Here is a 22,754-nt window from a genome sequence, read left to right as displayed (position 1 = left end):
CGCTACGACTCAGACAGACAGACCCTACGCCGCCAGTTGCTGCAACAGGTACAGGCGCTGGTACAGGCCGCCGTCGACCTGCATCAACTCGTCGTGCGAGCCGGCTTCCGAGATGCGGCCGTGATTGAGCACCACGATGCGGTCGGCCTCGCGGATGGTCGAGAGGCGGTGCGCGATGGCGATGATGGTCACCCGTCCGCGCAGTTCGTTCAAGGCCTCCTGCACCACTTGCTCGGTGGCGCTGTCGATATGCGAGGTCGCTTCGTCGAGCAGCAAAATGCGCGGCTGGCCGGCCAGCGCGCGCGCAATCGCGATCAGCTGTTTCTGGCCGGTCGACAGGCGCGAGCCGCTTTCGCCGAGCGGCGTATCGTAGCCGTCTTCCAGCGCGGCGATGAAGTCGTGCGCATGGGCCGCGCGCGCCGCCGTTTCGATGGCTTGCTGCGACAGGCCGCGTCCCATGTCGATGTTCTCGCGCGCCGACGCCGCCAGCAGGAAGGGATCCTGCGGCACCAGTCCCACCTCGGAGCGGAAACGCTCGTTGTCGATGGCCGCCAGCGGCTGGCCGTTCACTTCAATGGCGCCGGGGCGCGACGGGTAGTAGCGCAGCAGCAGCGACAGCAGGGTCGACTTGCCGCTGCCGGTGTGGCCGACGATGCCGAAGAAGGCGCCCTGCCGCACGTCCAGGTTCAGGCCGTGCAGCACGTCCTGGCCGGGCGCGTAGCCGAAGGTGAGATCGCGGATGCGCACCGCCGGCGCGTCCGGCGCCCCCGCCTCGGGAGGCGGCGCACGGCCGCTGTCGTGTTCCGGCGCGCCGGCTTCGCCCAGCAAGGCCGACACGCGCGCGGTCGCCACCACGGCTTGCTGCAGGCCGCTGAACTGCATCGTAATCTGGATCATCGGCTCGACCACGCGCGCGATGTAGCTGATGAAGGCGTACAGCACCCCGACTTCGACCGCGTTCATCTCGCGCCGCCCGAAGCTGTAGATCACCACCGCCAGCAGGATCACATTGAGCAGGTCGAGCGCGGGGCGCAGCAAAAAGGCGTTGGCGCGCAGTTCGGCCAGGCGCGCCTTGTAGTGCGCCTCGTTGGTGGCGCCGAAGCGCGCGCCGAAGCGTTCTTGCGCGTTATTCGCCTGCAGCACGCTCATGCCGCCGATCGATTCGGCGATCTGGCCGTTGATGTCGCTGCGCAGGGCGCGCGCGCGGGTCACCGCCGGCGCCGACAGGCGCTGGTAGACGAACACGATGACCACCACCGCCGGCACCAGGGCCAGCACGATGAGCATCAGGCGCCAGTCCAGCCAGGCCATGGCGATCATGGTCCCGACCAGCACGATGCTGCTGTCGAGGATCACGAACAGCACCTGGATGTACAGCGTCTTGACGGCCTCGGTGTCGTTGGTCACGCGGCTGATCAACTGGCCGGTGATGGCGCGATCGAAAAACGCCATCGGCAGGCGCAGCACGTGGCCGAACACCCATTCGCGCAGGCGTTGCACCGAACGCATGGCCAGGCCGGACAGGCGCACCAGTTGCAGGTAGCGCAGCCAGCTGGCGATCCAGCCGCTCACCAGCATGGCGCCGAGCAGCATGGCCATGCGCGGAAAATCGAGGTGGCGCGGCAGCAGGTGTTCGTCGATCAGGGCCTTGCCGAGGATCGGGCCGATCACTTCCAGGCCGGCCGCGAGAATCAGCCACAGGGTCGCCCACAGCAAATGCCGGCGGTCGGGTTGGGCGGCGCGGCGCAACAGGCCGATCGCTTGCGCGGCCTGCGCCGGCATGGCTTTGGCGGTGGTATCAGATTGCATCGAGGCTGGCCTCCAGTTGTTGATAGCGCCACTGGCTGGCGTACCAGCCGTCGCGTTCGAGCAGGGCCTCGTGGGTGCCCGATTCGGTAATGCGGCCGTCGCGCAGCACCACGATGAAGTCGGCATTGACCACCGCCGACAGGCGGTGGCTGGCGATGATCACGCTGCGCTCGGGGCGCGCGCGCCGTAGTTCCTCCAGGTGCTCGAGGATGCGCGTTTCGGTGCCGGTATCGACCGCCGAGAGGGCGTCGTCGAGCAGCAGCAGGGTGCTGTCGGCCAGCAGAGAACGGGCGATCGCCACGCGCTGGCGCTGGCCGCCCGACAGGGTGATGCCGCGCTCGCCCACCGGCGTGTCGTACCCTTGCGGGAAGCGCAGGATATCTTCGTCGATGGCTGCCATGTGGGCCGCGTGTTCGATCTGCGCGCGCGAGGCGTCGGGCCGGGCCAGCGCGATGTTTTCGGCGATGGTGGCCGAGAACAGGAACGACTCCTGCGGCACCCAGCTGATCGCCGCGCGCAAGGTGGCCAGGGTGTAGCCGGCCAGCGGCTGGCCGCCCCAGGTGGCGCTGCCGGCCTGCGGCGTGGCCTGGCGCAGCAGCACGCGCAGCAGGGTCGACTTGCCGGAGCCGGTCGGCCCCACCAGGCCCAGGGTCTGGCCGGGCGCGAGGCTGCACGAAATATCGGCCAGCGCGGCGATGGCCTGGCCGCTGTAGGTGTAGCCGACATGCTCGAGCACCAGCGGGCCGGGCGCCAGGGTGGCGAGCTCGCCATGGTCGTCCACCGAGAGGGGCGTCTCGAGCAGGGGCTGCACGCGCGCCAGCGCCGCGCGACCGCGTTCGATCAGCGAGAGCACCCAGCCGGCTGCGAACATCGGCCAGATCAACTGGCCCAGGTACATGGAAAAGCTGGTCAGCGCGCCGATGGTGAGCTGGTTTTGCCACACCAGGTAGCCGCCCAGGCCGAGCGTGAGCGCGCTGGCGGCGGTGAGGGTAAGGCCGACGGCCGGCTCATAAGCGGCTTCCCATTTTTGCGCGCGCAGGCTGGCGTCGGCGGCGCGCGCGGCCAGTTCGCCAAATTGGGTCGCGCTGCGCTGTTCCAGGCCCAGCGCGCGCAGGGTGCGCACGCCCGACAGGGCTTCCTGCACATGGTCGTTCAGGCTCGAAAAACGCTGCAGCGACTCGGTGGCCGCCACGTGGATATGGCTGGAGATGCGCCAGAATGCGAACGCCATGAACGGAAAGGGCAACAGGGCTACGCAGGCCAGGCGCCAGTCGACGCCGAGCGTCATGATCCCCAGCACCATGATCAGGGTCAGGGTGCCGTCGAAGCCGGCCAGCATGGCTTCGCCGGCCGCCATTTCGATGGCGTCGATGTCGTTGGTGGCCAGCGCCATCAGGTCGCCGGTGCGCTGCTTCTGGTAGAAGGCCGGCCCCTGGGCCGACAGGCGCGCGTAAAAACGCGTGCGCAGTTCGACCCCGAGCCGGTAGGCCGCGGCGAACAGGCGCAGGCGCCAGCCAACCCGCAGCAGGTAGATGGCCACGCCCATGCCGAGCAGTTGCAATAGTCCCAGCAGCAGGCCGTCGCGCGTGAGGCTGTGGGCGGCCAGGCCGTCGATCAGGGCGCCGATCTTGCGCGGAATCCAGACAGTGAGGGCCGCCACGCCGGCCAGCATGAAGGCCGACGAGATATACGAGCGCCAATGGCGGCGCACGAAGCTGCCTACGAGGCGCGATAAAGTCATTGAATACGTTCCTTGGATGTTGCGCCCGGACGAAAAAAACGGGCCGAAGCCCGTCAATTTACTACTTTTGGCAACTTGGCGCAGAGGCCGCCCGTGCCACGGCCGTACCATCACTTCCTGCGCGCGCCTTTCGAGGTGGACGATTCGCCCAGTTTGCCGTTGCCCGGCTTGCCCGGATAGGTGCCCGTCGGCGGCGTGGCGTCGACCGGCTTGATGCCGGAGACGTCGATCTGGATGGCGTCGTCGGCCGCCAGGGGCGCGGCGGCAGGCGTGTCGTGCACCGGGCCGGCGGCCACGCTGGCGGCGGCGCGCGCGATCGGCGTGGCCTCGGCCAGCGGCAAGGGATCGGCCTCGGGTTCGTCGGCCGCGCGCAGGCTGACGATGATCGGCTCGTCGCGCGCGTCGTGCACGTTGTGCGAATCCGGCGCGACGCCGCGCGCGGATGCGGATTCGGATTGGCTGTCGTCGTCGGCTTGTTCGTCGTAATCTTCGCTGTAGTCCTCGTCGTCGGCGCCATGGGCTTCGTCGTTGGCCGATTCGCGCACTGCGGCTGGCGCGGCCAGGGCCGACAAGATGGACGAGCCGGGCGCATTCACGCGCACGCTGCCGGCGATGCCGAACAGGGCGCGGCTGTAGGCGAGCAGGGTGTCGAAACCGTCGCGGCTGTGCGCGGTGAGCGCAAACAGGTCGCGCGGGTCCTTGGCGGTCAGCAACTGCTGGATGGCGGCCGTCGATTTCTCGACGCTGGCGCGCGTCGTTTTCAGGTTCAGGGCAATCAGCTTCTCGGTATTTTCTACCGCTTTGCCGGAAAAATGGCGGAAAGCGTCGAGTTGGGCTTCGAGCTGGGCTTTGCGTGCTGCGGAAAACTGTTCTGGAAGGTTGCTCATTGGGGTTCCTTGGAAGTGTTTTATGACGCGCTGCAATATTGCTAAGTCTATCCATGATTGCCAGCCTTGAAAAGCAATTTTTCAACTGTGTTCACGAAAATATCTTGCAATGCAGCATTTATCTTATTGGCATGACGACAGCATGACAAACACGCGCCCGCGCGCCCCAAGTCGGGCCCGATTCGCTACAATCAGCAGGCCCGTTAACGCCGTTCCCAAGGAGTCCCCGATGGATCTCGTACTTCGCAACGCCAGCCTGCCCGACGGGCGCCATCAGATCGATATCGCGGTCGAGAACGGGCGCATCGCCGCCGTCGGTCCCGGACTGGCGGTGCGCGGCGCGCGCGAGATCGACGCCGGCGGCGACCTGGTGACGCCGCCTTTCGTCGACGCCCACTTCCACATGGACGCCACCTTGAGTTACGGCCTGCCGCGCGTGAACCGCTCGGGCACCCTGCTCGAAGGGATCGCGCTGTGGGGCGAACTGAAACCCGGCCTGACCCAGGACGCGCTGGTCGAACGCGCCATGCAGTACTGCGACTGGGCGGTGGCGCGCGGCCTGCTGGCGATTCGCTCGCACGTGGACATTTGCGACGATCGCCTGCTGGCGGTGGAAGCGCTGCTGGAAGTGCGGCGCCGGGTGGCGCCTTATCTCGACCTGCAACTGGTCGCGTTTCCGCAAGACGGGATTTTGCGCAGCGCTACCGCCTTCGACAACCTCAAGCGCGCCATCGGGATGGGGGTGGACGTGGTGGGCGGGATTCCCCATTTCGAGCGCACCATGAGCGAGGGGGCGGCCTCGGTTCGCCTGCTGTGCGAGTATGCGGCCGGGCAGGGGCTGCGGGTGGACATGCACTGCGACGAATCGGACGACCCCATGTCGCGCCATATCGAAACGCTGGCGTTCGAAACGCAGCGCCTCGGCATGCAGGGCAGGGTGGCCGGCTCGCACCTGACCTCGATGCACTCGATGGACAACTATTATGTGAGCAAGCTGCTGCCATTGATCTGCGAGGCGGGCGTAGCGGCGATCGCCAACCCGCTGATCAACATCACCCTGCAGGGACGGCACGACAGCTACCCCAAGCGGCGCGGCATGACGCGCGTACCGGAGCTGATCGCCGCCGGCGTGCAGGTCGCCTTTGGCCACGACTGCGTGATGGACCCGTGGTACAGCCTGGGCTCGGGCGACATGCTGGAAGTGGCGCACATGGGCCTGCACGTGGCGCAGATGACGGGGCAGGAGGCGATGCACCAGTGCTTCCTGGCGGTGACCGAGGTCCCGGCCCGCATTCTCGGGCTGGAAGGTTACGGGATTGCGCCCGGCTGCCACGCCGACCTGGTGCTGCTCGACGCCGCCAGCACGGTCGAAGCGATCCGCCTGCGGGCGGCGCGGCGCATGGTGATCCGGCGCGGCGTGGTGGTGAGCGAGGCGCCGCGCGCGCAAGCGATCCTGCACCTGCCGGGACGCCCGGCCGGCACGAATTTTCGCCTCGGACGCTGAGCCTCGGAGCGCCCTGATGAAGATCCTCGACACCGCGCGCCTGGTGTTGCGCACCGTGGAAGCGGCCGATGCGCCGTTCTACCTGGAGCTGGTCAACGATCCCGATTTCCTGCTCCACATCGGCGACCGCGGCATCCGCACGCTGGACGCGGCGCGCGCGCACATCGACAATGGGCCGGTGCGCATGCAGGCCGTGCTGGGCCACGCCATCTGGCTGGTGGCGCACAAGGAGAGCGGCGCGCCGATCGGCATGTGCGGCCTGATCAAGCGCGACACCTTGCCCGAGGTCGACCTCGGCTACGCCTTCCTGCCGGCCTGGCGCGGCCAGGGCTATGCTGTCGAGGCGGCCCGCGCCGTGGTCGGGTACGCGCGCGAGCGCCTGGGACTGGCGCGCCTGCTGGCGATCACCTCGCCGCACAACACGGCGTCCGGCGCCCTGCTCGAAAAACTCGGCCTGCGTTTCGACAAGATTGTCCACCTTACACCGGAAGACCCCGGCACCCGGCTGTATGCGATGCAACTGTGTGCAACTGCCTGAAATACTTGTTGTCAGTTAACTGAAACGCATTTCTTTTTATCTTTCACAAGTGCATCATTGGTTGGCAAAGCAAGCGTCTTTACAGGCGCTGCGCCAAGTCCCCCAACCAGCCGAGAGAGCCCATGAAACTCGCCAACCTCCGAATTGCCGTGCGCCTCGGTGCGCTCGGCGTTTTCTTTTTTGCCGCATTATTGTTGGTGGGCATAGGCGCCTGGACGGCGCTGTCCGGCGCCAATGCCAAGAGTGCGCTGGCGATGCAGCGCGCCACCAAGCTCACCGAAGCGGTCGACACGGCGCGCGGCGCCCAGGTCGAATTCAAGATCCAGGTGCAGGAATGGAAAAATATCCTGCTGCGCGGTTCGGACGCGGCCCAGCTCGAAAAATACAGCGCCTCGTTCCGCAAGAGCGGCGAGACCACCCGGGTCAATCTGGCCAAGGTCAATTCCCTGCTCGGCGAGCTGGGGCTGAAAACGCCCCTGGTTGACGACGCCATCCGCGCCACCGACGAACTGGGAAAAAACTATCTGGGCGCGCTGCAAAAGTTCGATGGCGCCAATCCGGACAGCTACAAAAACATCGACAACCTGGTCAAGGGCATGGACCGCGAGCCGACCCAGAAGATCGACGCCATCGTCACCTATATCGGCACCGAGGCGCGGGCGCTGACGGCGGCCATGAACAAGGAGCAGGTCGCCGCCGAACGCTTGGCCAGCATCGAACTGCTGGTGATCGTGCTGGTGACGATGGTGGTGGGCGCGGTGATCATGGTGTGGCTGGTGCGCAGCATTACCGGGCCGTTGAATGAGGCGGTCAATATCGCCCGCATCGTCGCCAGCGGCGACTTGTCGACCTCGATCGAAGCGCGCGGCAACGACGAAATCGGCATGCTGCTCAAGTCGCTCAAGGACATGCACGACAGCCTGGCCGCGATCGTCGGCAAGGTGCGCGCCGGCACCGATGCGATTGCCAGCGCATCGAACGAGATCGCCGACGGCAACCAGGATTTGTCGGCCCGCACCGAAGAGCAGGCCAGTTCGCTTGAAGAGACGGCCTCGGCCATGGAAGAACTGACCTCGACCGTGAAACAGAATGGCGAGAACGCCAGCCAGGCCAGCAAGCTTGCCAGCGACGCCTCGACGGTGGCGGTGCGCGGCGGCGACGCGGTGGCGCAGATGATCCACACCATGGGCTCGATCAACGAATCGTCGCGCAAGATCGTGGACATCATCGGCGTGATCGACGGGATTGCCTTCCAGACCAATATTCTGGCACTGAACGCCGCGGTGGAAGCGGCGCGGGCGGGCGAGCAGGGGCGCGGCTTTGCGGTGGTGGCGTCGGAAGTGCGCAACCTGGCCCAGCGTTCGGCGGCGGCGGCCAAGGAAATCAAGGCCCTGATCGGCGACTCGGTCGACAAGGTCGAAACCGGTAGCAAGCTGGTGGGGCAGGCGGGCAACACGATGAACGAAGTCGTTGCCAGCGTACAGCGGGTGACGGCGATCATTGGCGAGATTGCCGTCGCCAGTGGCGAGCAGAACGTGGGGATCGACCAGATCAACGATGCGATCAGCCAGATGGACACGGTTACGCAGCAGAACGCGGCACTGGTTGAACAGGCGGCAGCGGCGGCCGAAGCGATGAAGCAGCAGGCGGCCAGCCTGGCCGAAGCGGTCAGCGTGTTCAAGATCAGCAACAAGCACGTGGCGGCGGCCCCGGCGGCGCGTGGCGCGCAGCAACGGGCGGCCCCGGCGGCCCGCGCGGCGGCGGTGCGGCTGGCGCCCGGCAAAGCCAAAGCCGCCCCGGCGCGCCCGGTCGCCGCCGGCGACAAGGAATGGGAAGAATTCTGAGCCCCCAACCGTGAGCCCCCAACCGGGGTCAGAGCTTTAACTTGAAACATTTCGCGAAATAGTTCCAAAAAACCGGGAAGATTCCCGGTTTTTTTACGTCAGCTATCCGTGAGGGTGTCGCTTTTATACAAAAAATGGCCGGATGTCGCGCTTTTTGACGATCTTGGGTTCAGACGCTGGCCAGGACGAGGAAATGTTTCAAAATAAAGCTCTGACCCCGGTTGTAGGCGTTTGCCGCGCTTCGGGGAATCAGGCTTCCTACCCCTGCTGGTGGAGAGTATTGTGTTTACGGTTGGTTTACTAATTGTGCACGGGACGTTGTCGACTATCTATATAATATCAGGGGTATCGCCGTGACCGGGACCGGTCCGCATATGCCTTCCCAATCTCAGCCGAACTATCCCTAAGGATCCAATGAGCAACGACAAAAGCACCCAGTTAGCCCTGATTATTACCCAGTTCGAACATGAGCTGCTGGAAGTGTGGTTGTCGGGATTGATGACGCGCATGATTCGCCGCGACAAGAACGCCGAGGCCGAACTGCGCCAGCAAGCCACCCGTTTCCTGCCCCTGCTGGTGCGCGCCCTCGAACGCGGCGCCACCACCGATATCGAAGGCGCCGCCTGGGACGATACCCGCCACATGCTCACCGAGATCTCGCAGGCGCGCGTGCGCCAGGGCTTCTCGTCGATCGAGACGGCCAGCTTCATCTTCGCCCTCAAAGAGCCGCTGTTCGCCTACCTGCGCACCGCGCTGGCCGACAATCCGATCCAGCTGGTCGAGGAAACCGCCACCACCAGCGCGCTGTTCGACCGCCTCGGCCTGTTCACCATCGAGGTGTACCAGAAGGCGCGCGAGCAGGTCATCCTGCGCCAGCAGCAGGAACTGCTGGAGCTGTCCACCCCCGTCGTGCAGTTGTGGGACGGCGTGCTGGCCCTGCCGCTGATCGGCACCCTCGACAGCGCCCGCACCCAGGTGGTGATGGAAAACCTGCTGCAGAAAATCGTCGATACCGGCGCTTCGATCGCGATCATCGACATCACCGGCGTGCCGACCGTGGACACCCTGGTGGCCCAGCATCTGCTGAAAACCATCGCCGCCGCGCGCCTGATGGGCGCCGACTGCATCATCAGCGGCATCCGCCCGCAGATCGCACAGACCATCGTGCACCTGGGCGTGAACCTGGAAGACGTGGTCACCAAGGCCACCCTGGCGGACGCTTTCGTGGTCGCGCTCAAGCGCACCGGTTCGACCATCACCCATCCGCAAAACGCGCGCTAAGCCATGGAACGCATACCGATCCTGAAAATGGGCCGTCTGCTGCTGGTGACGATCCAGGTCGACATGCACGACCGCCTGGCCATGACCCTGCAGGACGACCTGACCGCGCGCATCGTCAAGGACCGCGCGACCGGCGTGCTGATCGATATTTCGGCGCTCGACATCGTCGACTCCTTCATCGGCCGCATGATCAGCCATACGGCGGCCATGGCCCGCATTCTCGACGCCCGCACGGTGCTGGTGGGGATGCAGCCGGCCGTGGCGATCACGCTGGTGGAACTGGGCCTGACGCTCGAAGGCGTGAGCACCGCACTGAATGTGGAACGCGGACTGGCCCTGCTGCAGCAGGAACGGGAATGACCGCCGTGGTACAGCGGCGGGGCGTGCCGTGAGCGCCGCTGCCGAAGGCCTGGTCCACGCAGCGCTGATCACCGATGAAGACGTGGTCCGCCTGCGCAAGCTGGTGCGCGACGAAATGGTCGCGCTCAAGTTTTCGCTGATCGAACAAACCAAGATGGTCACCGCCGCCAGCGAACTGGCGCGCAATACGCTGCGCTACGGCGGCGGCGGGCGCGCCGAACTCGAACTGGTCGAGCGCGGCGGCAAGCGCGGCATCCAGGTCAGCTTCATCGATGAAGGTCCCGGCATCGCCGATATCGACCTGGCCCTTACCGACGGCTATACCAGCGGCGGCGGGATGGGCCTGGGCCTGTCCGGGGCGCGCCGCCTGGCCGACGACTTTATTCTCGACAGCGCGCCAGGCAAAGGCACCACCGTCACCATCGCGAAATGGAAGTTGTTTTGAACAGATTAGGCAGGCAGGCGACCTTTCATGTCGGTGAATCGAGCGAGATTGCAGCGGCGCGCCGCGCCGGCAACACGCTGGCGCGCCAGCTCGGTTTCGACGAGACGCGCGCCGGCCAGTTGGCCATCGTGATCACCGAGGCGGCCACCAACATCGTCAAGCACGCCGGCGAAGGCGAGATTTTGCTGCGCGCGCTGCATGCGGGCGAGCGCGCCGGCGTCGAAGTGATCGCGCTCGATCGCGGTCCCGGCATGGCCAACGTGGCGCTGCGCATGGAAGACGGCAATTCCACCGTCGGCACCTATGGCGTGGGCCTGGGCGCCATTGGCCGCCTGGCGCCGGAATTCGATATCTATTCGGTCGAAGGCCAGGGCACGGTGCTGTTCATGACGGTATGGAGCGGCGCGGCCGGCGCGCCGGTGTCGGACTGGGAAGTGGGCGCGGTCTGCCTGCCGATCCCCAGCGAGGAAGTCTGCGGCGACGCCTGGGACGTGGGCCTCGCCAGCTGGGGCCTGACGGTCGGCATGGCCGATGGCCTGGGCCACGGTCCGGAGGCGGCCGCCGCTTCGGAAGCGGCGGTCGCGCTGGTGGCCGACCGTCCCGCCGTGGGCGTGTCGGAACTGATGCAGCTGGCGCACGGCGCGCTGCGCGGCACCCGTGGCGCGGCGGTGGCGATTGCGGCCATCGATTGCGATGCCGGCGAGCTGACGTTTGCGGGCATCGGCAATATCGCCGGCTGCATTTTCGACGGCGCGGCGCGCCGCCACCTGATGTCGCACAACGGCATCGTCGGCAGCAACCTGCGCAAGGTACAGAAGTTCAGCCATCCCTGGGCGCCCGGGGCCATGCTGATCATGCATTCGGACGGCCTGGGAACGCGCTGGGACCTCGATGCCTATCCCGGCCTGGTATTCCGCCATCCGGGCCTGATCGCGGCGGTGCTGTACCGCGATTTTGCGCGCCAGCGCGATGACGCCAGCGTGCTGGTAGTGCGTGAGCGGGAGCTGGCGTAATGTCGCTGCGGATTCTCAAGATCGCCATCGGCACCGAGCTCGATGTGGTCGGGGCGCGCCAGCGCGCGCGCGAGATCGCGGTGCTGTGCGGCTTCGCCATGCAGGATCAGGTGCGCATTGCGACGTCGGTGTCGGAACTGGCCCGTAACGTCTTCAATTATGCGCACGGCGGCAGGGTCGAGTTTTCGATCGAAGATACCGACGGCGCCCAGGCGCTGCAGATCCGCATCGACGACCAGGGTCCCGGTATCGCCGACCTGGATTTGGTGCTGTCCGGGGGCTACCAGTCGGCCACCGGCATGGGCCTGGGCATTCTGGGCGCGCGCCGCCTGATGGACCTGTGCGAGATCCGCTCCGCGCCCGGCAGCGGCACCCGGATCGTGCTGCAGAAGCGCTTTGCCGCCGATGCGCCGTGCATGACGGCGCGCATGGTGGGCGACATGTGCGCTCACCTCAACGCGCTGGCGCCCGATTCGATGCTGGGAGAAGTGCAGCAGCAGAACCAGGAACTGCTCGGCACGCTCGATGAGCTCAAGGCGCGCCAGGAAGAACTGCTGGCCCTCACGCGCGAGCTCGAAGAGAACAACCGCGCCGTCAAGGTGCTGTACGCGGAGCTCGACGAGAAGGCCGAGCACCTGCGCCGCGCCGACCAGGCCAAGTCGCGCTTCCTGTCGAACATGAGCCACGAATTCCGCACGCCGCTCAGTTCGATCCGGGCGCTGTCCAAGCTGCTGCTGGCGCGCGCCGACGGCGAGCTGTCGGAAGAGCAGGAAAAGCAGGTCCGCTACATCCTGCAAGGCACGATCGCCCTTAACGAGATGGTCGACGACCTGCTCGACCTGGCCAAGATCGAGGCTGGCAAGGTCGATGTGCGGCCCGAGCGCTTCTCGGTGGCCGACATGTTCAGCACCTTGCGCGGCCTGCTGCGGCCCTTGTTGGGCGGTTCGACCGTCGCGCTGACCTTTCATGAACCCCCGGCCGGGATGGCGCTGTGCAGCGACCAGGGCAAGCTGGCGCAAATACTGCGCAACTTCATTTCGAATGCGATCAAGTACACCGAGCAGGGCGACATCGCGGTCCGTGCGGCCTTGCTGCCGGAGCAGGGTATGATGCACTTCAGCGTGGCCGATACCGGTCTGGGAATCGCCGCCTGCGACCAGGCGTTCATCTTCGAGGAATTCAGCCAGATCGAAAACCGCTTGCAGACGCGTGTCAAGGGCACCGGGCTCGGCTTGCCGCTGTGCCGCAAGCTGGCCGACCTGCTGGGCGGGGCGGTTGGCGTCGACAGCGTAGCGGGCGCCGGTTCGGTATTCTGGGTGTCGGTCCCGCTCACGCCCATGGCGGACCGGGACGACGCCCCGGTAACGTCATATTTACATAATCCGGATTGAGGTCCACCATGCAGTCCATTCCATTTGCCGGTTCATTGATCCTCAACGTCGACGACAGCGAGGGCGCACGCTACGCCAAGTCGCGCATTCTCACGCGTGCCGGTTTCCGGGTGATCGAGGCCACCGACGGCACCTCGGCCCTGCTGCGCGCGCGCGAAGACAAGCCGGACCTGGTCCTGCTCGACGTCAAGCTGCCCGACATTAACGGCTTCGAAGTGTGCCGCCTGCTCAAGGACGATCCCGACACCCGCCCCGTGCTGGTGCTGCAAACGTCGGCGTCGTACATCGGCGTGGCCGACAAGATCCGCGCGCTCGAAGGCGGCGCCGACAACTACCTGTTCGAGCCGATCGAACCGGAAGAACTGGTCGCCAACGTCAAGGCGCTGCTGCGCCTGGGCCAGGTCGAGCGCGAGTTGCGCGACGTGGACCGTCGCAAGGACGAATTTCTGGCCACGCTGGCGCATGAACTGCGCAATCCCCTGGGACCGATCCGCAACGCGGTCGAGCTTTTGTGCCGTCTCGACCCGAACGTGCCGGAACGCCAGGACAAGGCGCGCCAGACCATCCTGCGCCACACCGGCCACCTGGTGCGGCTGGTCGAAGACCTGCTCGACGTGGCCCGTATTTCAAAAGGCAAGATCACGCTGCACGAAGAGCGGGTGGAGCTGAAAACGTTCATCGGCAGCGCGCGCGAGTCGGTGGCGCACATCGCCGAGAGCCGCAACCAGCGCCTGGAAGTGGCGCTGCCGGCGCATGAAGTGTGGCTCAGCGGCGACCACGTGCGGCTGGCGCAAATCGTCGGCAACCTGCTGCATAACGCGTTCAAGTTCACGCCGCCGGGCGGGGTCGTCAAGCTCACGGCTGAAGTGACGGGGCAAGAAATCCTGATTCGCGTGGCGGACAACGGCATCGGCATCGCCGCCGGCAAGCTCGATTACATTTTCGACCTGTTCGCGCAAGATGGCTTTACGCCGGACCGGGTGCAGGACGGCCTGGGCATCGGCCTGTCGTTGGTGCGCACGCTGGTGACCCTGCATCACGGGACAGTGAGCGCGTCGAGCCCCGGCGTGGACCAGGGCAGCGTATTCGAGGTGCGCCTGCCGATCGACGCCATCGGCAGCGGCGCCGCTGACGCAAACGTGGCGGGCGCCGACGCCGCCGCCACGCGCATCCTGGTGGTGGACGATAACGTCGATGCGGCCGACATGCTGGCCGAGCTGCTCGGCATCGGCGGCCACGATGTGAAGGTCGCTTACAACGGACAGCAGGCGCTCGATCGCGCGGCGGAGTTCAAGCCGACGTACGTGTTCCTCGATATCGGCCTGCCCGACATGAGCGGCTATGAAGTGGCGGCCAAAATGCGCGCGCTGCCCACCATGGACGATGCGGTGCTCGTTGCGCTGACCGGCTACGGCCAGGCGCGCGACCGCGAGCAGGCCATGGAGGCCGGCTTCGACGACCATATCGTCAAGCCGATCGATTTTGCCAAGGTCACGTCGCTCGACCTGCAGCGCCGCAAGCGCTAACTCGGTTACTGCCAGGGGAAGAACCACGCCAGCGGTTTGTCGACGCGCGCGGCCCACGACTTTTCGTTGTGGGTGGCGCCTTCGGCGACGAGGTAAAACAGGTCGGCATCTTGCCGGTAGCCTTGCTTTTGCAGGGCGTCGCGCATCTTGATGGTCTCTTCCAGGCCATCCTTCACCGTTCCGGCGTCGAGATAAAACTTCACCGGCAGGCGTGGCGGCAGCGTTGTCACCAGCGCCTCTTTGTTCCACCAGAACGAGCCCGATAGCGACGCCGCTTTCGAGAACACCGCCGCATTTTTCTGCGCAATCGAGACCGAGGCGATGCCGCCAAGGGACGAGCCCATGATGGCGGTCGATTCCTTGCCGGGCAGGGTGCGCAGCGTGCTGTCGATGTACGGCTTGACCGTGTCGAGCACGAAACGCTGGTAGGTGTCGAGCTGGCCGCCGCCGTACTGCGGGTCGCAGCAGGGCGTGTATTCGTCCACGCGCGCGGGCGTGTTGTCGATGCCGACCACGATGATCTCTTCCATCACGCCGGTGGCCACCAGCCGGTTGACCGTTTCGTCGATGCCCCATTCGACGCCGAAGGCGGCCGTCCTGGCGTCGAACAGGTTCTGGCCGTCGTGCATGTACAGCACCGGATAACGCTTGGCGCGGTTCTCGTCGTAGCTCGGCGGCAGGTAGATGCGCAGCTTGCGGCTGTTCTTGAGCTGCGGCGAGGCGAAGTCGGGGATGATCTTCACTTTGCCGAAGGGCGCGCCGAAGAAGGGATAGATGTCGCGCGTGCTGCCGGCGGCGAGCCTGTAGGCGCCTCCGATGGCCACCTTGTCGTCGCCGAGGGCCGGTTTCATGAGCACCTCGCCCAGTTCGTCCGGCCAGGTGTAGGTCCAGACCTTGCCGTCGCCGCTGTTTGCGGCGGCGCCTTTGGACCATGACATCGGCCCCTTCTCGCCACGGATGGCGACACCGCCTTTGGGACTGTCGTAATGGACGCGCACCGTGGTGGCGTTGGCGGCCAGCGGCAGCATGCTTGCCGCGGCCAGCGTGAGTCGTGCCAGTGTCATTGCATCTTCCCTTTTACTTCAGGCGCAGCAGGCGCGCGCCATGCACATCGAACTTGTTGGACGGACCTTCGGCGCCGCCGGCCGCGCTGAAGGTGCTGTTACTTTGCAGGTAGCTCATATTATAGAAGTCGCTCATCTCCAGCGCGTAACGGCCGGGCTTGAGGCGGGCGATCAACGGCGTCGACATCACCAGCGGCGCGCCGGCCTGGTCGATGCGCGCGTGCGGCAGCTGCACCACGCCTTGCGCCGCGATGCGGCCGGATGCGTCTTTCAGGGCCAGCCATTTTACGCCGCCGCTGATACCGAGGTTAATCTGGTTGGCGCGGTTATGGTAGCGCACCTGCACGCCGTACTCGCCGCCCTGCACAACGTTCACGGCGCCGAAGCGCAGGCGCTCGCCCGGTTTGCCCCAGTCCTTGATGTGCGGCTGCGCCACGCCGTCGAGCGTCGGCGCGATGTCGATCGCCGTGCCGGTGCAGCGCGGCACGCTGTGGTGGCTGCGGTTGCCCGATGCGGAAAACTGCGCTTCGATGGCGTAGCACGCGGCCGTGGGCGCGGCGCGGTCGGTCCAGGCGCCGGCTGCGACCCTGGCGGCAATCAGCTTGCCATCGCGGTAGACGTGGTACACGACGCCGGCGCCATTGCCCCCGGCGTCGATCCGCAGCGTCGCCGGTTTCGTGATGCCGGCAATGGACGGTTCACGCGGACCGAATACGTCCGGCCCCTCGGCATATTGGGCGGCATCGACGCGGCGGATTTGCTGCTCGCCTTTTTGCAGTGCGCCGAGCGTGATATCGATGCTTGCGTTGTCCGGCAACTGGCGCCAGGCGATCGACTGCGCCATGTGCTGGCCGCTGACGGCGATCGATTCGACCGGGAACCAGCCGCTGTCGTTGGTCGCATCGGGCAGCGCGATGCGCACGTTGATGCGCTTTCCGCGCACAGCCAGGTTGTCGAGGGTGATGGTCCTGGCCGCGCCGAACACCTCGCGCCGCAGTTTGCTGGTGATGAACGGACGCACGTCGATGCCGCTGTCTGTCACCTCGATGCCGAACACGTTCCCGATCACCATGCCGAGGTAGCCGCCGACGGACCATAGCTGGCGCCTGGAGTTGATGACGGGGCCGATCAGGGCCGGCTGTTGTTCGTCGAGCAGGAGCGGCAGGCCGGTAATCCATTCCAGGTTCTCCATGTTCGACAGGTTCAGCGCGGCGCCGCGCATCAAGGTGTCGTACGCGGCGTCGGCCACGCTGACGTTGGCGTGCATGGCGGCCGCCCTGAGGCCGTACGCGGTCACGAAGGGCCAGATCGCGCGGTTGTGATACACCGGCATGCCCTGCTGCTGCGGGTAGATGGCCGGCGCGCCCATCGGGCCGTGCGGATAGCTGGCCAGGATGCGGCGCGCGCGTTCGCCGTCGGCCACGCCGGCGACTATCGCCAGCGCTTGCCCCAGCCAGTCGAATTTATGCAGCGGCGCCCCGTCGAAGTGGGGCGCGGTCAAGCTGCTGTACATGCCCGCGTCTTCCAGCCAGAAACGCTGGTTGATGCTGCGTTTGAGGGCGGCGGCCCAGCCGGCGTACCTGGCCGCGCGCATGGCGTCGCCGCTGTCATGCGCGAGCGACGCGGCCAGGTTCAAGGCCTTGTAGTGCAGGACGTTGGTGGACAGTGCCTTGGAACTGGCCAGCGATGCCAGGTCGCCCACGATCCAGGCGGCGTAGCTCTGGTCGCGCCAGTCGAGAAAGGATTGCTCGCCCATATACAGGCCGGAAGCGGCATCGAAGGCGGCCAGCCGGTCGTTTTCGAGCGTGTTGACCAGCGCCCGCAAGGCGCGTGCGGCGAACGGCGCGCGCTCGGCCGGCGCCAGGTTGTTCAGGGCCGCTTGCGCGCCCAGCACCCAGGCCACGCGGTCGGTGCTGACCGGCCAGCTGCCGCCGCTGCCGGTATCCTGGATGATCTGCAGGCCGTCGGCGCTGCCCGCTACCTGCGGGGCGCGCTCGATGCCGGCGCGGTAGCCGGACAATTTGAAGTCGAGCGAATTGCGCACCCGCTCCGGGTCGAGCATCGCCAGCGCCAGGTCGGCGGCGTACGACAGGTCGCGCGTCCAGACGTAATGCCACTTCTCGCCGGTTTCGAAACAGTCGCAGTCGATGGCGGCCGCGCCGTTGTAGTTGCCGTCCTTGATCTGCGCTACGGCGTTCTGTTTCATTTCGCCCGCCGCCAGCGCAAACAGCGCGTCGAACGCCAGGCTGCCGCTGCGCACCGTCGGCGTGCCAGCGGCTTCCTGGTACGTTGTCGATTGCGGGCCGGGATCGCGCAGCGGCATCGTGCTCGATTGGGTGTAGCTGCGCAGCTTTGCCCCGGCATCAGGCGTCGACCAGCGCACCCTGTGGCTGCCGTACTCCCGGCTGACGCTGACCGCGTGGCCCTGGTGCGGGTCTTGCCTGCTGGCGGACGGGATGCTCGTTTGCGCCACCCGCAGCAACGGCGCCGCGGGGTCGGAGGCGTCGACAGAAAAGCGCCAGGTGGAGGTCTGTTTGACGAACAGGTAGTCTTCGGGGCCGGAACGGGGCCGCATCCGGTAGCTGGCGCCGGCGGTCACGGTGACGCTGGCGGCCGGGTCGATTACCCATTCGGCCGACCAGTCGCGGCTGCCGACTTTGAAGCCGTGGTAGCCGGGGCTGACCAGGATGTCGGCTTCGTACACGCCTTTGCCCTTGTAGGCCAGCGGGTGGTCGATGCCCCAGCCATTGAAGCCGCCGCGCAGGTACATCGGCGCGGCCAGCGGGCCGCTGTCGGCGATGCCGGCGGCGCCGGCCGGGAACAGGGCGGCTGCGGCCAGCAGGTGGGAGGCGGCGAACATTAGCGGTACTCCTTGCGTTCGACGATGCCTTTCAAGGCGTCCTTCGATTGGAGCATGGGGAAGTCTCCGGCGCGGTACTGCCTGGGCGTCTGGAAAACCAGTTCGCCGATGTCGCCGGCGTAGCTGGCCTGGTGCGCACGCAGCGCAAGCGGCTTGCCATGGATGCTGGCCTTGCCGCCGCCCGTTACCAGCGTTGCGGGTTTGCCGGGAGCGAGTTCGAACGCAAGCTGCGAACGGCTCTTGTCGGCGCTTAGCATGCTGAAGACGACCTTGCGCCTGGTGGCGCCGGCCAGGCGCAGCTGCCACTGCTGCTGTTTGCCCGCGCGGCGGAAATCGACCTCGATGCTCTCGCCCGCGCCGAACGGCAGGACCGCGTAAAACGCGCTCCATGCGGCGGGAATGGCGGGCGTGAAGGCCAGCGTGTTGTCGAGCAGGCGTGGCCGGAAGCCCACGTAGTCCTGGTAGCCGTTGCGCGCGTATTCGGCCACGCTCCACGACTGCGCGTAGGTGCCCGATGGGGTGAGTTTGCCGTCGTCGCCGGGCAGGGCGTCGAGCAGTTCGCTCATGTTTCCCAGCGTTCCCAGGCCGAGGATTTGCCGGCCCAGGTTCTGGCTCAACGTCCATGCCAGGTCTTGGTAGCCGAACTTGTTCAGGGCCGTGACGGTGAAGCCGGCGTTCCAGCCCCAGATGGTGCCCTGGTGGTAAGCGGCGTCCTTGTGGTGGAAGTCGGGGTTTTGGTGGCGCGGATGGAAGTAAGGATCGTTCTGGCTCAGCGAGGCGATGCCGTAGGGGTAGAGCAGTTCGGACACCGCATTGCGCGTCACGCGCGCCTGCACCTTGGGCGCAATGAAGTCGTCGAACGGAATCGACACCAGCATCAGTTGGTTGGGGCGGACCTTGGTGTCGCGGCTGGCGTCGTCGCGCAAGCGGTCGGCCATGACGCTGCCGTCCCAGTACAGCGCGAGAAAACTGCGCCGCGCCTTGTCGGCCAGCGCGTTCCACTGGCGCGCCCGGGCGGCGTCGCCGGCCTGGCTTGCGAGGTAAGCGCCGGTTTTAAGCGCCGTGTGCCACAGGGCCTGGATTTCGACGGCGCGCGGGCCACGGGCGGACCATGGGTCCTGGTTGTCGATACGCGCGTCCATCCAGGTGTCGGCCGAATCGTGCGCCAGCAGGCCATCCTGGTCGGCGTAGTTGGCGATGGCGCCGTCGAAGTAGGGCAGGGCCAGCTGGTACATCTGGCGCGCAAAGGCTTTGTCGCCGGTGTACTGGATATATTCGAAGGCTTCGCGCAGCATCCACGGCGTGCCGTCGACGGTGTTGTAAATGGTCTTGTCGCTGGCCGACACGCGGTTGGGAATGCGGCCGTATTCCTTGTCGCGCGGTTCGCGCAGGTTCTGGTAGCGCGCAAAATTCGACAGCACGGCTTTGGCGTCGTCGAACTGGCCCGATACCAGCAGGGTGCCGGGCAGGGCGATGAAAGTGTCGCGGCCCCAGTTGTCGCGGAACCAGGGCAGGCCGGCCCAGATGCCGGCGCCGAATTCCTCCACCACGAACATGCGGCTGGCGGCCTTGGCCCAGTTCAGCGCCTTGTTGTACTCAAGGTCGCTGGTGGCGAGATAGCTTTTGGTCAGCGCATCGTACAGCGCCTTGCGTTCGGCGCCGATGGAGTCCGCCTTGGCCAGCGCCTGCGCGCGCGCGCTGGCCTGGGCGGCGCTGTCGCCAAAGGCGGCCACCACGGTCATGCTGCGCACGGCGTGCGCGCTGCGCAGCGTGAGCGCGTCGCCCAGCACGAAGGGCTGGTCGGCGGCGATGGCGGTAAACAGCTTGGCGCCGCCGGCTGGCGCGATCAGCACCACGTCGCCGTCGCGGCGCACGGCGCCCGGGTCCTTGAACAGGGTTTGTACAGCCAATATGGCGTCGGACGGATTGGTCACGCGGATCGCGAGCGCGTGCTTTTTCGACAGCAGCGCCATTTCTTCAAGGGCGCCGCCGGCGTGGCGCACCCGGTGGCCGTAGGGCAGGACCTGTTCGTTCGAGCGCGTGCGTTCGTTGGCCGCGCCATCCACGAACGTGGCGTAGCCTTCGTACACCGAAGCGTTTTTGACGGTGTAGCCGGCGCCCCTGTCATGGCTCTGCGTGTAGCCCTCGAAGTAGCCGGCCAGGTTGTCGCCGACGACGAACTGCGATTGCTGGCCAGGCGGCACGCTGATCGCCATCGCGTCGAAAAAGGCGTCCACGCCAGGTTTGCCGGCCATGGCGGCGAGCGGCATTGTCATGGCCGCCGCCAGGGTAATCAGGTACTTCATTCAATCTCCAGGATCAGTGCCGAACGGGCCGGCAAAGTCAGTGTCGTTGCGAGTGCATGCGTGGCGCCGCTGAGAGCGTCCACGCCGCTTTTGGCGCCCTTGAGCATTTCGTGAAAGCGATCGAGAGGCAGTACGGCGTCGTTGTGGCCCTTGTTCAGCGCCACCATGACCTTGTGCTTGCCGTCATAGCGGAAGTAGACATAGGCGTCGTTTTCGGCGCCGTAGTGCATGGTCTTCCCGTGGTGGATGACGCTGTGCGACTTGCGCCAGTTGACCAGCTTTTTGACATAGGCCTGGGCCTCGCGTTGCTGGGTTGTCAAACCCTGGCCGGTAAAGGCGCTGGCCGCATCGCCGCGCCAGCCGCCGGGAAAGTCGCGCCGGTAGCTGGCGTCGTCGCGCGTCTTGGTTGCGCTGGTCATGAGCACCTCGGTGCCGTAGTAGAACTGCGGTATGCGCGGCAGTGTGAAGAGCATGGCGAGGCTGATCTTGTAAAGATTGATGTCTTCACCGACCACGCTGAAGGTGCGCGCGATGTCGTGGTTCCCTTCGAACAGCACCAGGTTGCCGGCATCCGGATACAAATAATCCTGCGAGAGCATTTCGTAGACGTCGGTGAAGCCGGATGCGCCTTCCTTGGCGTCGGTCGCGGCAAGCGTGGAGCGAATCGTCTCGGACATTGGAAAGTCCATCAGGCTGGGAAGGTGGCTGACGTACCCATCGAAGTTGACTTTACCGCGCTGCCAGTGCGAGACCACCGCGGGCGACTTGTGCCACTCCTCGCCCACCAGATTGAGTTTCGGGTATTCCGCCATCAGGCGCCGCGTGTACTCGGTAAGGAAGGCGCTGTCGGAGTAGCCGTAAGTGTCGATGCGCAGTCCCGACAAGCCGGCGTACTCGATCCACCAGATATTGTTTTGAATGAGGTAGTTGGCAACCAGAGGGTTGGCCTGGTTCAGGTCCGGCATGCTGCTGGCGAACCAGCCTTTGGTGAAGTTGATGCGGTCCTGCTGCGATCCGTACGGGTCCTGCACCGACACGCGGTGGTGCCGCGTGGGCGTGAATGCGCCGCCGTTGGTGGTCCAGTCGGAGCCGGGCAAGTCCTTCATCCACCAGTGATGGCTGCCGATATGCGAGAGCACCACGTCCTGGATGATGCCGATGCCTTTGGCGCGTGCCTGTGCCGACAAGGCGCGGTATTCCTCGTTGCTGCCGTAGCGCCGGTCGATGCGGTAATGGTCGGTGGCCGCGTAGCCGTGGTACGAATAGGCCGGCATGTCGTTTTCGACCAGCGGCGTGGGCCAGATCTGGGTAAAACCCATGGCGGCGATGTAATCGAGGTGGTCGGCCACGCCGCGCAGGTCGCCGCCGTGGCGCCCATTGCCGTCGGCGCGCTCGGCCTTGTCGGCCATGCCGGCGATGTTGTCATTGGCCGGGTCGCCGTTGGCGAAGCGGTCGGGCATGATCTGGTAGATCGCGTCGTCGCTGGCGAAGCCCGGGCGCTGCGCCGATCCGGCCTCGCGTGCCTTCAGTTCGTAGGCGTGCCGGATCGTGCGTGCGCCTTGGTTGAAGACGATGTCGAATTTGCCCGCTTTGGCGTCGGGCGCGATCAGCAGGTCGATGAAAAGGTAGTTGCGGTTCGGGACATGGGTGACCGACGCGATGCGCACGCCGGCATGGTCGATGGCGGGCGTGCTGTCGGCGATGCGCTCGCCGTGGACCATCAGCTGGAGTGTGTCGTGGCGCATGCCCACCCACCATGAGGGCGGTTCCAGATGCGTGATGCGGCCCGGCGCGGCGCCGGCAAGCGCGGCGGCACTTCCCAGGGCAAGGACGGCGATCGGTCTGAACACGGGCGTGCGGCGGCCTGCTGGGGTCATGCGGTCTCCGATGTAAAGGACGGCTGCGGGTGCGCAGTCTCGTAGTATAGCTACATGGTCTTGTTGTCGATAAAGGATACTACAGATGGGGATGGCGATCAAACAGGTCGCGAATCCACTCTCGCGTTTGTGTTATGACCGCTAGTTTTGCTACATGCCTCGTCAATACGCGCTTTATCGGCCGCGTTGCAGTCGCTGTGGCTTCGCATGTGCCGGTTGTTTCCGCGCCAGGTAATGGCGGGGTTGTTCACGTCTGTTGGTTTTACTACGATATTCCTACAAAAATGTAGTAAGGATAAATTTCTGAA

The 22,754-nt window shown here is 65.9% G+C and carries 16 protein-coding genes; 9 read left to right on the top strand and 7 right to left on the bottom strand.

The window, feature by feature from the left end; all coding sequences use genetic code 11:
- Nucleotides 1–24 precede the first annotated feature (24 nt).
- From F2P46_RS21285 to F2P46_RS21275, 3 genes are all read right to left on the bottom strand, one after another.
- A complete protein-coding gene (locus F2P46_RS21285; RefSeq protein WP_166893881.1) occupies nt 25–1,809 on the bottom strand; it encodes an ABC transporter transmembrane domain-containing protein in 1,785 nt (594 codons plus the stop codon).
- Entirely contained in the window at nt 1,799–3,550 is a 1,752-nt protein-coding gene (locus F2P46_RS21280; protein WP_166893879.1) for an ABC transporter transmembrane domain-containing protein, read from the bottom strand. Before F2P46_RS21280 ends, F2P46_RS21285 begins: the two co-directional genes overlap by 11 nt.
- A 110-nt stretch (nt 3,551–3,660) precedes the next feature.
- Entirely contained in the window at nt 3,661–4,437 is a 777-nt protein-coding gene (locus F2P46_RS21275; RefSeq protein ID WP_166893877.1) for a phasin family protein, read from the bottom strand.
- A gap of 229 nt (nt 4,438–4,666) precedes the next feature.
- Between F2P46_RS21275 and F2P46_RS21270 the strand changes: the two genes are divergently transcribed.
- From F2P46_RS21270 to F2P46_RS21230, 9 genes are all read left to right on the top strand, one after another.
- Complete coding sequence (locus F2P46_RS21270; protein ID WP_166893875.1) at nt 4,667–5,941, top strand: amidohydrolase family protein; 1,275 nt, start codon at nt 4,667–4,669, stop codon at nt 5,939–5,941.
- Between the two features lie 16 nt (nt 5,942–5,957).
- On the top strand, nt 5,958–6,479 hold the full coding sequence (locus tag F2P46_RS21265) for a GNAT family N-acetyltransferase (protein ID WP_166893873.1): 522 nt from the start codon (nt 5,958–5,960) through the stop codon (nt 6,477–6,479).
- A gap of 122 nt (nt 6,480–6,601) precedes the next feature.
- Nucleotides 6,602–8,323, top strand: coding sequence for a methyl-accepting chemotaxis protein (locus F2P46_RS21260; protein ID WP_166893871.1), 1,722 nt, complete (start codon nt 6,602–6,604; stop codon nt 8,321–8,323).
- A 414-nt stretch (nt 8,324–8,737) separates the two neighbouring features.
- Nucleotides 8,738–9,604, top strand: coding sequence for an STAS domain-containing protein (locus tag F2P46_RS21255; protein WP_166893869.1), 867 nt, complete (start codon nt 8,738–8,740; stop codon nt 9,602–9,604).
- A gap of 3 nt (nt 9,605–9,607) precedes the next feature.
- Nucleotides 9,608–9,964: an STAS domain-containing protein gene (locus F2P46_RS21250; RefSeq protein WP_166893867.1), complete on the top strand. Its 357-nt coding sequence runs from the start codon at nt 9,608–9,610 to the stop codon at nt 9,962–9,964.
- 28 nt (nt 9,965–9,992) lie between these two features.
- Nucleotides 9,993–10,409, top strand: coding sequence for an anti-sigma regulatory factor (locus F2P46_RS21245; protein ID WP_368737938.1), 417 nt, complete (start codon nt 9,993–9,995; stop codon nt 10,407–10,409).
- Complete coding sequence (locus F2P46_RS21240; RefSeq protein ID WP_306667702.1) at nt 10,406–11,422, top strand: ATP-binding SpoIIE family protein phosphatase; 1,017 nt, start codon at nt 10,406–10,408, stop codon at nt 11,420–11,422. The genes F2P46_RS21245 and F2P46_RS21240 overlap by 4 nt, the downstream gene beginning before the upstream one ends.
- On the top strand, nt 11,422–12,813 hold the full coding sequence (locus F2P46_RS21235; protein ID WP_166893858.1) for an ATP-binding protein: 1,392 nt from the start codon (nt 11,422–11,424) through the stop codon (nt 12,811–12,813). Before F2P46_RS21240 ends, F2P46_RS21235 begins: the two co-directional genes overlap by 1 nt.
- 8 nt (nt 12,814–12,821) lie before the next feature.
- Nucleotides 12,822–14,339, top strand: coding sequence for a response regulator (locus F2P46_RS21230; protein WP_166893856.1), 1,518 nt, complete (start codon nt 12,822–12,824; stop codon nt 14,337–14,339).
- A 5-nt stretch (nt 14,340–14,344) separates the two neighbouring features.
- Here F2P46_RS21230 and F2P46_RS21225 read toward each other — a convergent pair whose 3' ends face one another.
- Genes F2P46_RS21225 through F2P46_RS21210 form a run of 4 tightly spaced genes read right to left on the bottom strand, consistent with a single transcriptional unit; the run spans nt 14,345 to nt 22,446 of the window.
- Entirely contained in the window at nt 14,345–15,403 is a 1,059-nt protein-coding gene (locus F2P46_RS21225) for an alpha/beta hydrolase (RefSeq protein ID WP_166893854.1), read from the bottom strand.
- Between the two features lie 13 nt (nt 15,404–15,416).
- The gene (locus tag F2P46_RS21220) at nt 15,417–18,263 is read right to left on the bottom strand and encodes an esterase (protein ID WP_166893852.1); all 2,847 of its coding nucleotides are present in this window, start codon (nt 18,261–18,263) and stop codon (nt 15,417–15,419) included.
- The gene (locus F2P46_RS21215; protein WP_166893850.1) at nt 18,263–20,569 is read right to left on the bottom strand and encodes an amylo-alpha-1,6-glucosidase; all 2,307 of its coding nucleotides are present in this window, start codon (nt 20,567–20,569) and stop codon (nt 18,263–18,265) included. The genes F2P46_RS21220 and F2P46_RS21215 overlap by 1 nt, the downstream gene beginning before the upstream one ends.
- Complete coding sequence (locus F2P46_RS21210) at nt 20,566–22,446, bottom strand: glycoside hydrolase family 13 protein (RefSeq protein ID WP_166893848.1); 1,881 nt, start codon at nt 22,444–22,446, stop codon at nt 20,566–20,568. The genes F2P46_RS21215 and F2P46_RS21210 overlap by 4 nt, the downstream gene beginning before the upstream one ends.
- Nucleotides 22,447–22,754: the final 308 nt, after the last annotated feature.

The sequence above is a fragment of the Massilia sp. CCM 8734 genome, assembly GCF_011682155.1.
Classification (GTDB): Bacteria; Pseudomonadota; Gammaproteobacteria; order Burkholderiales; family Burkholderiaceae_D; genus Telluria_A; species Telluria_A rubra.
This window is presented reverse-complemented; position numbering and strand designations above follow the sequence as displayed.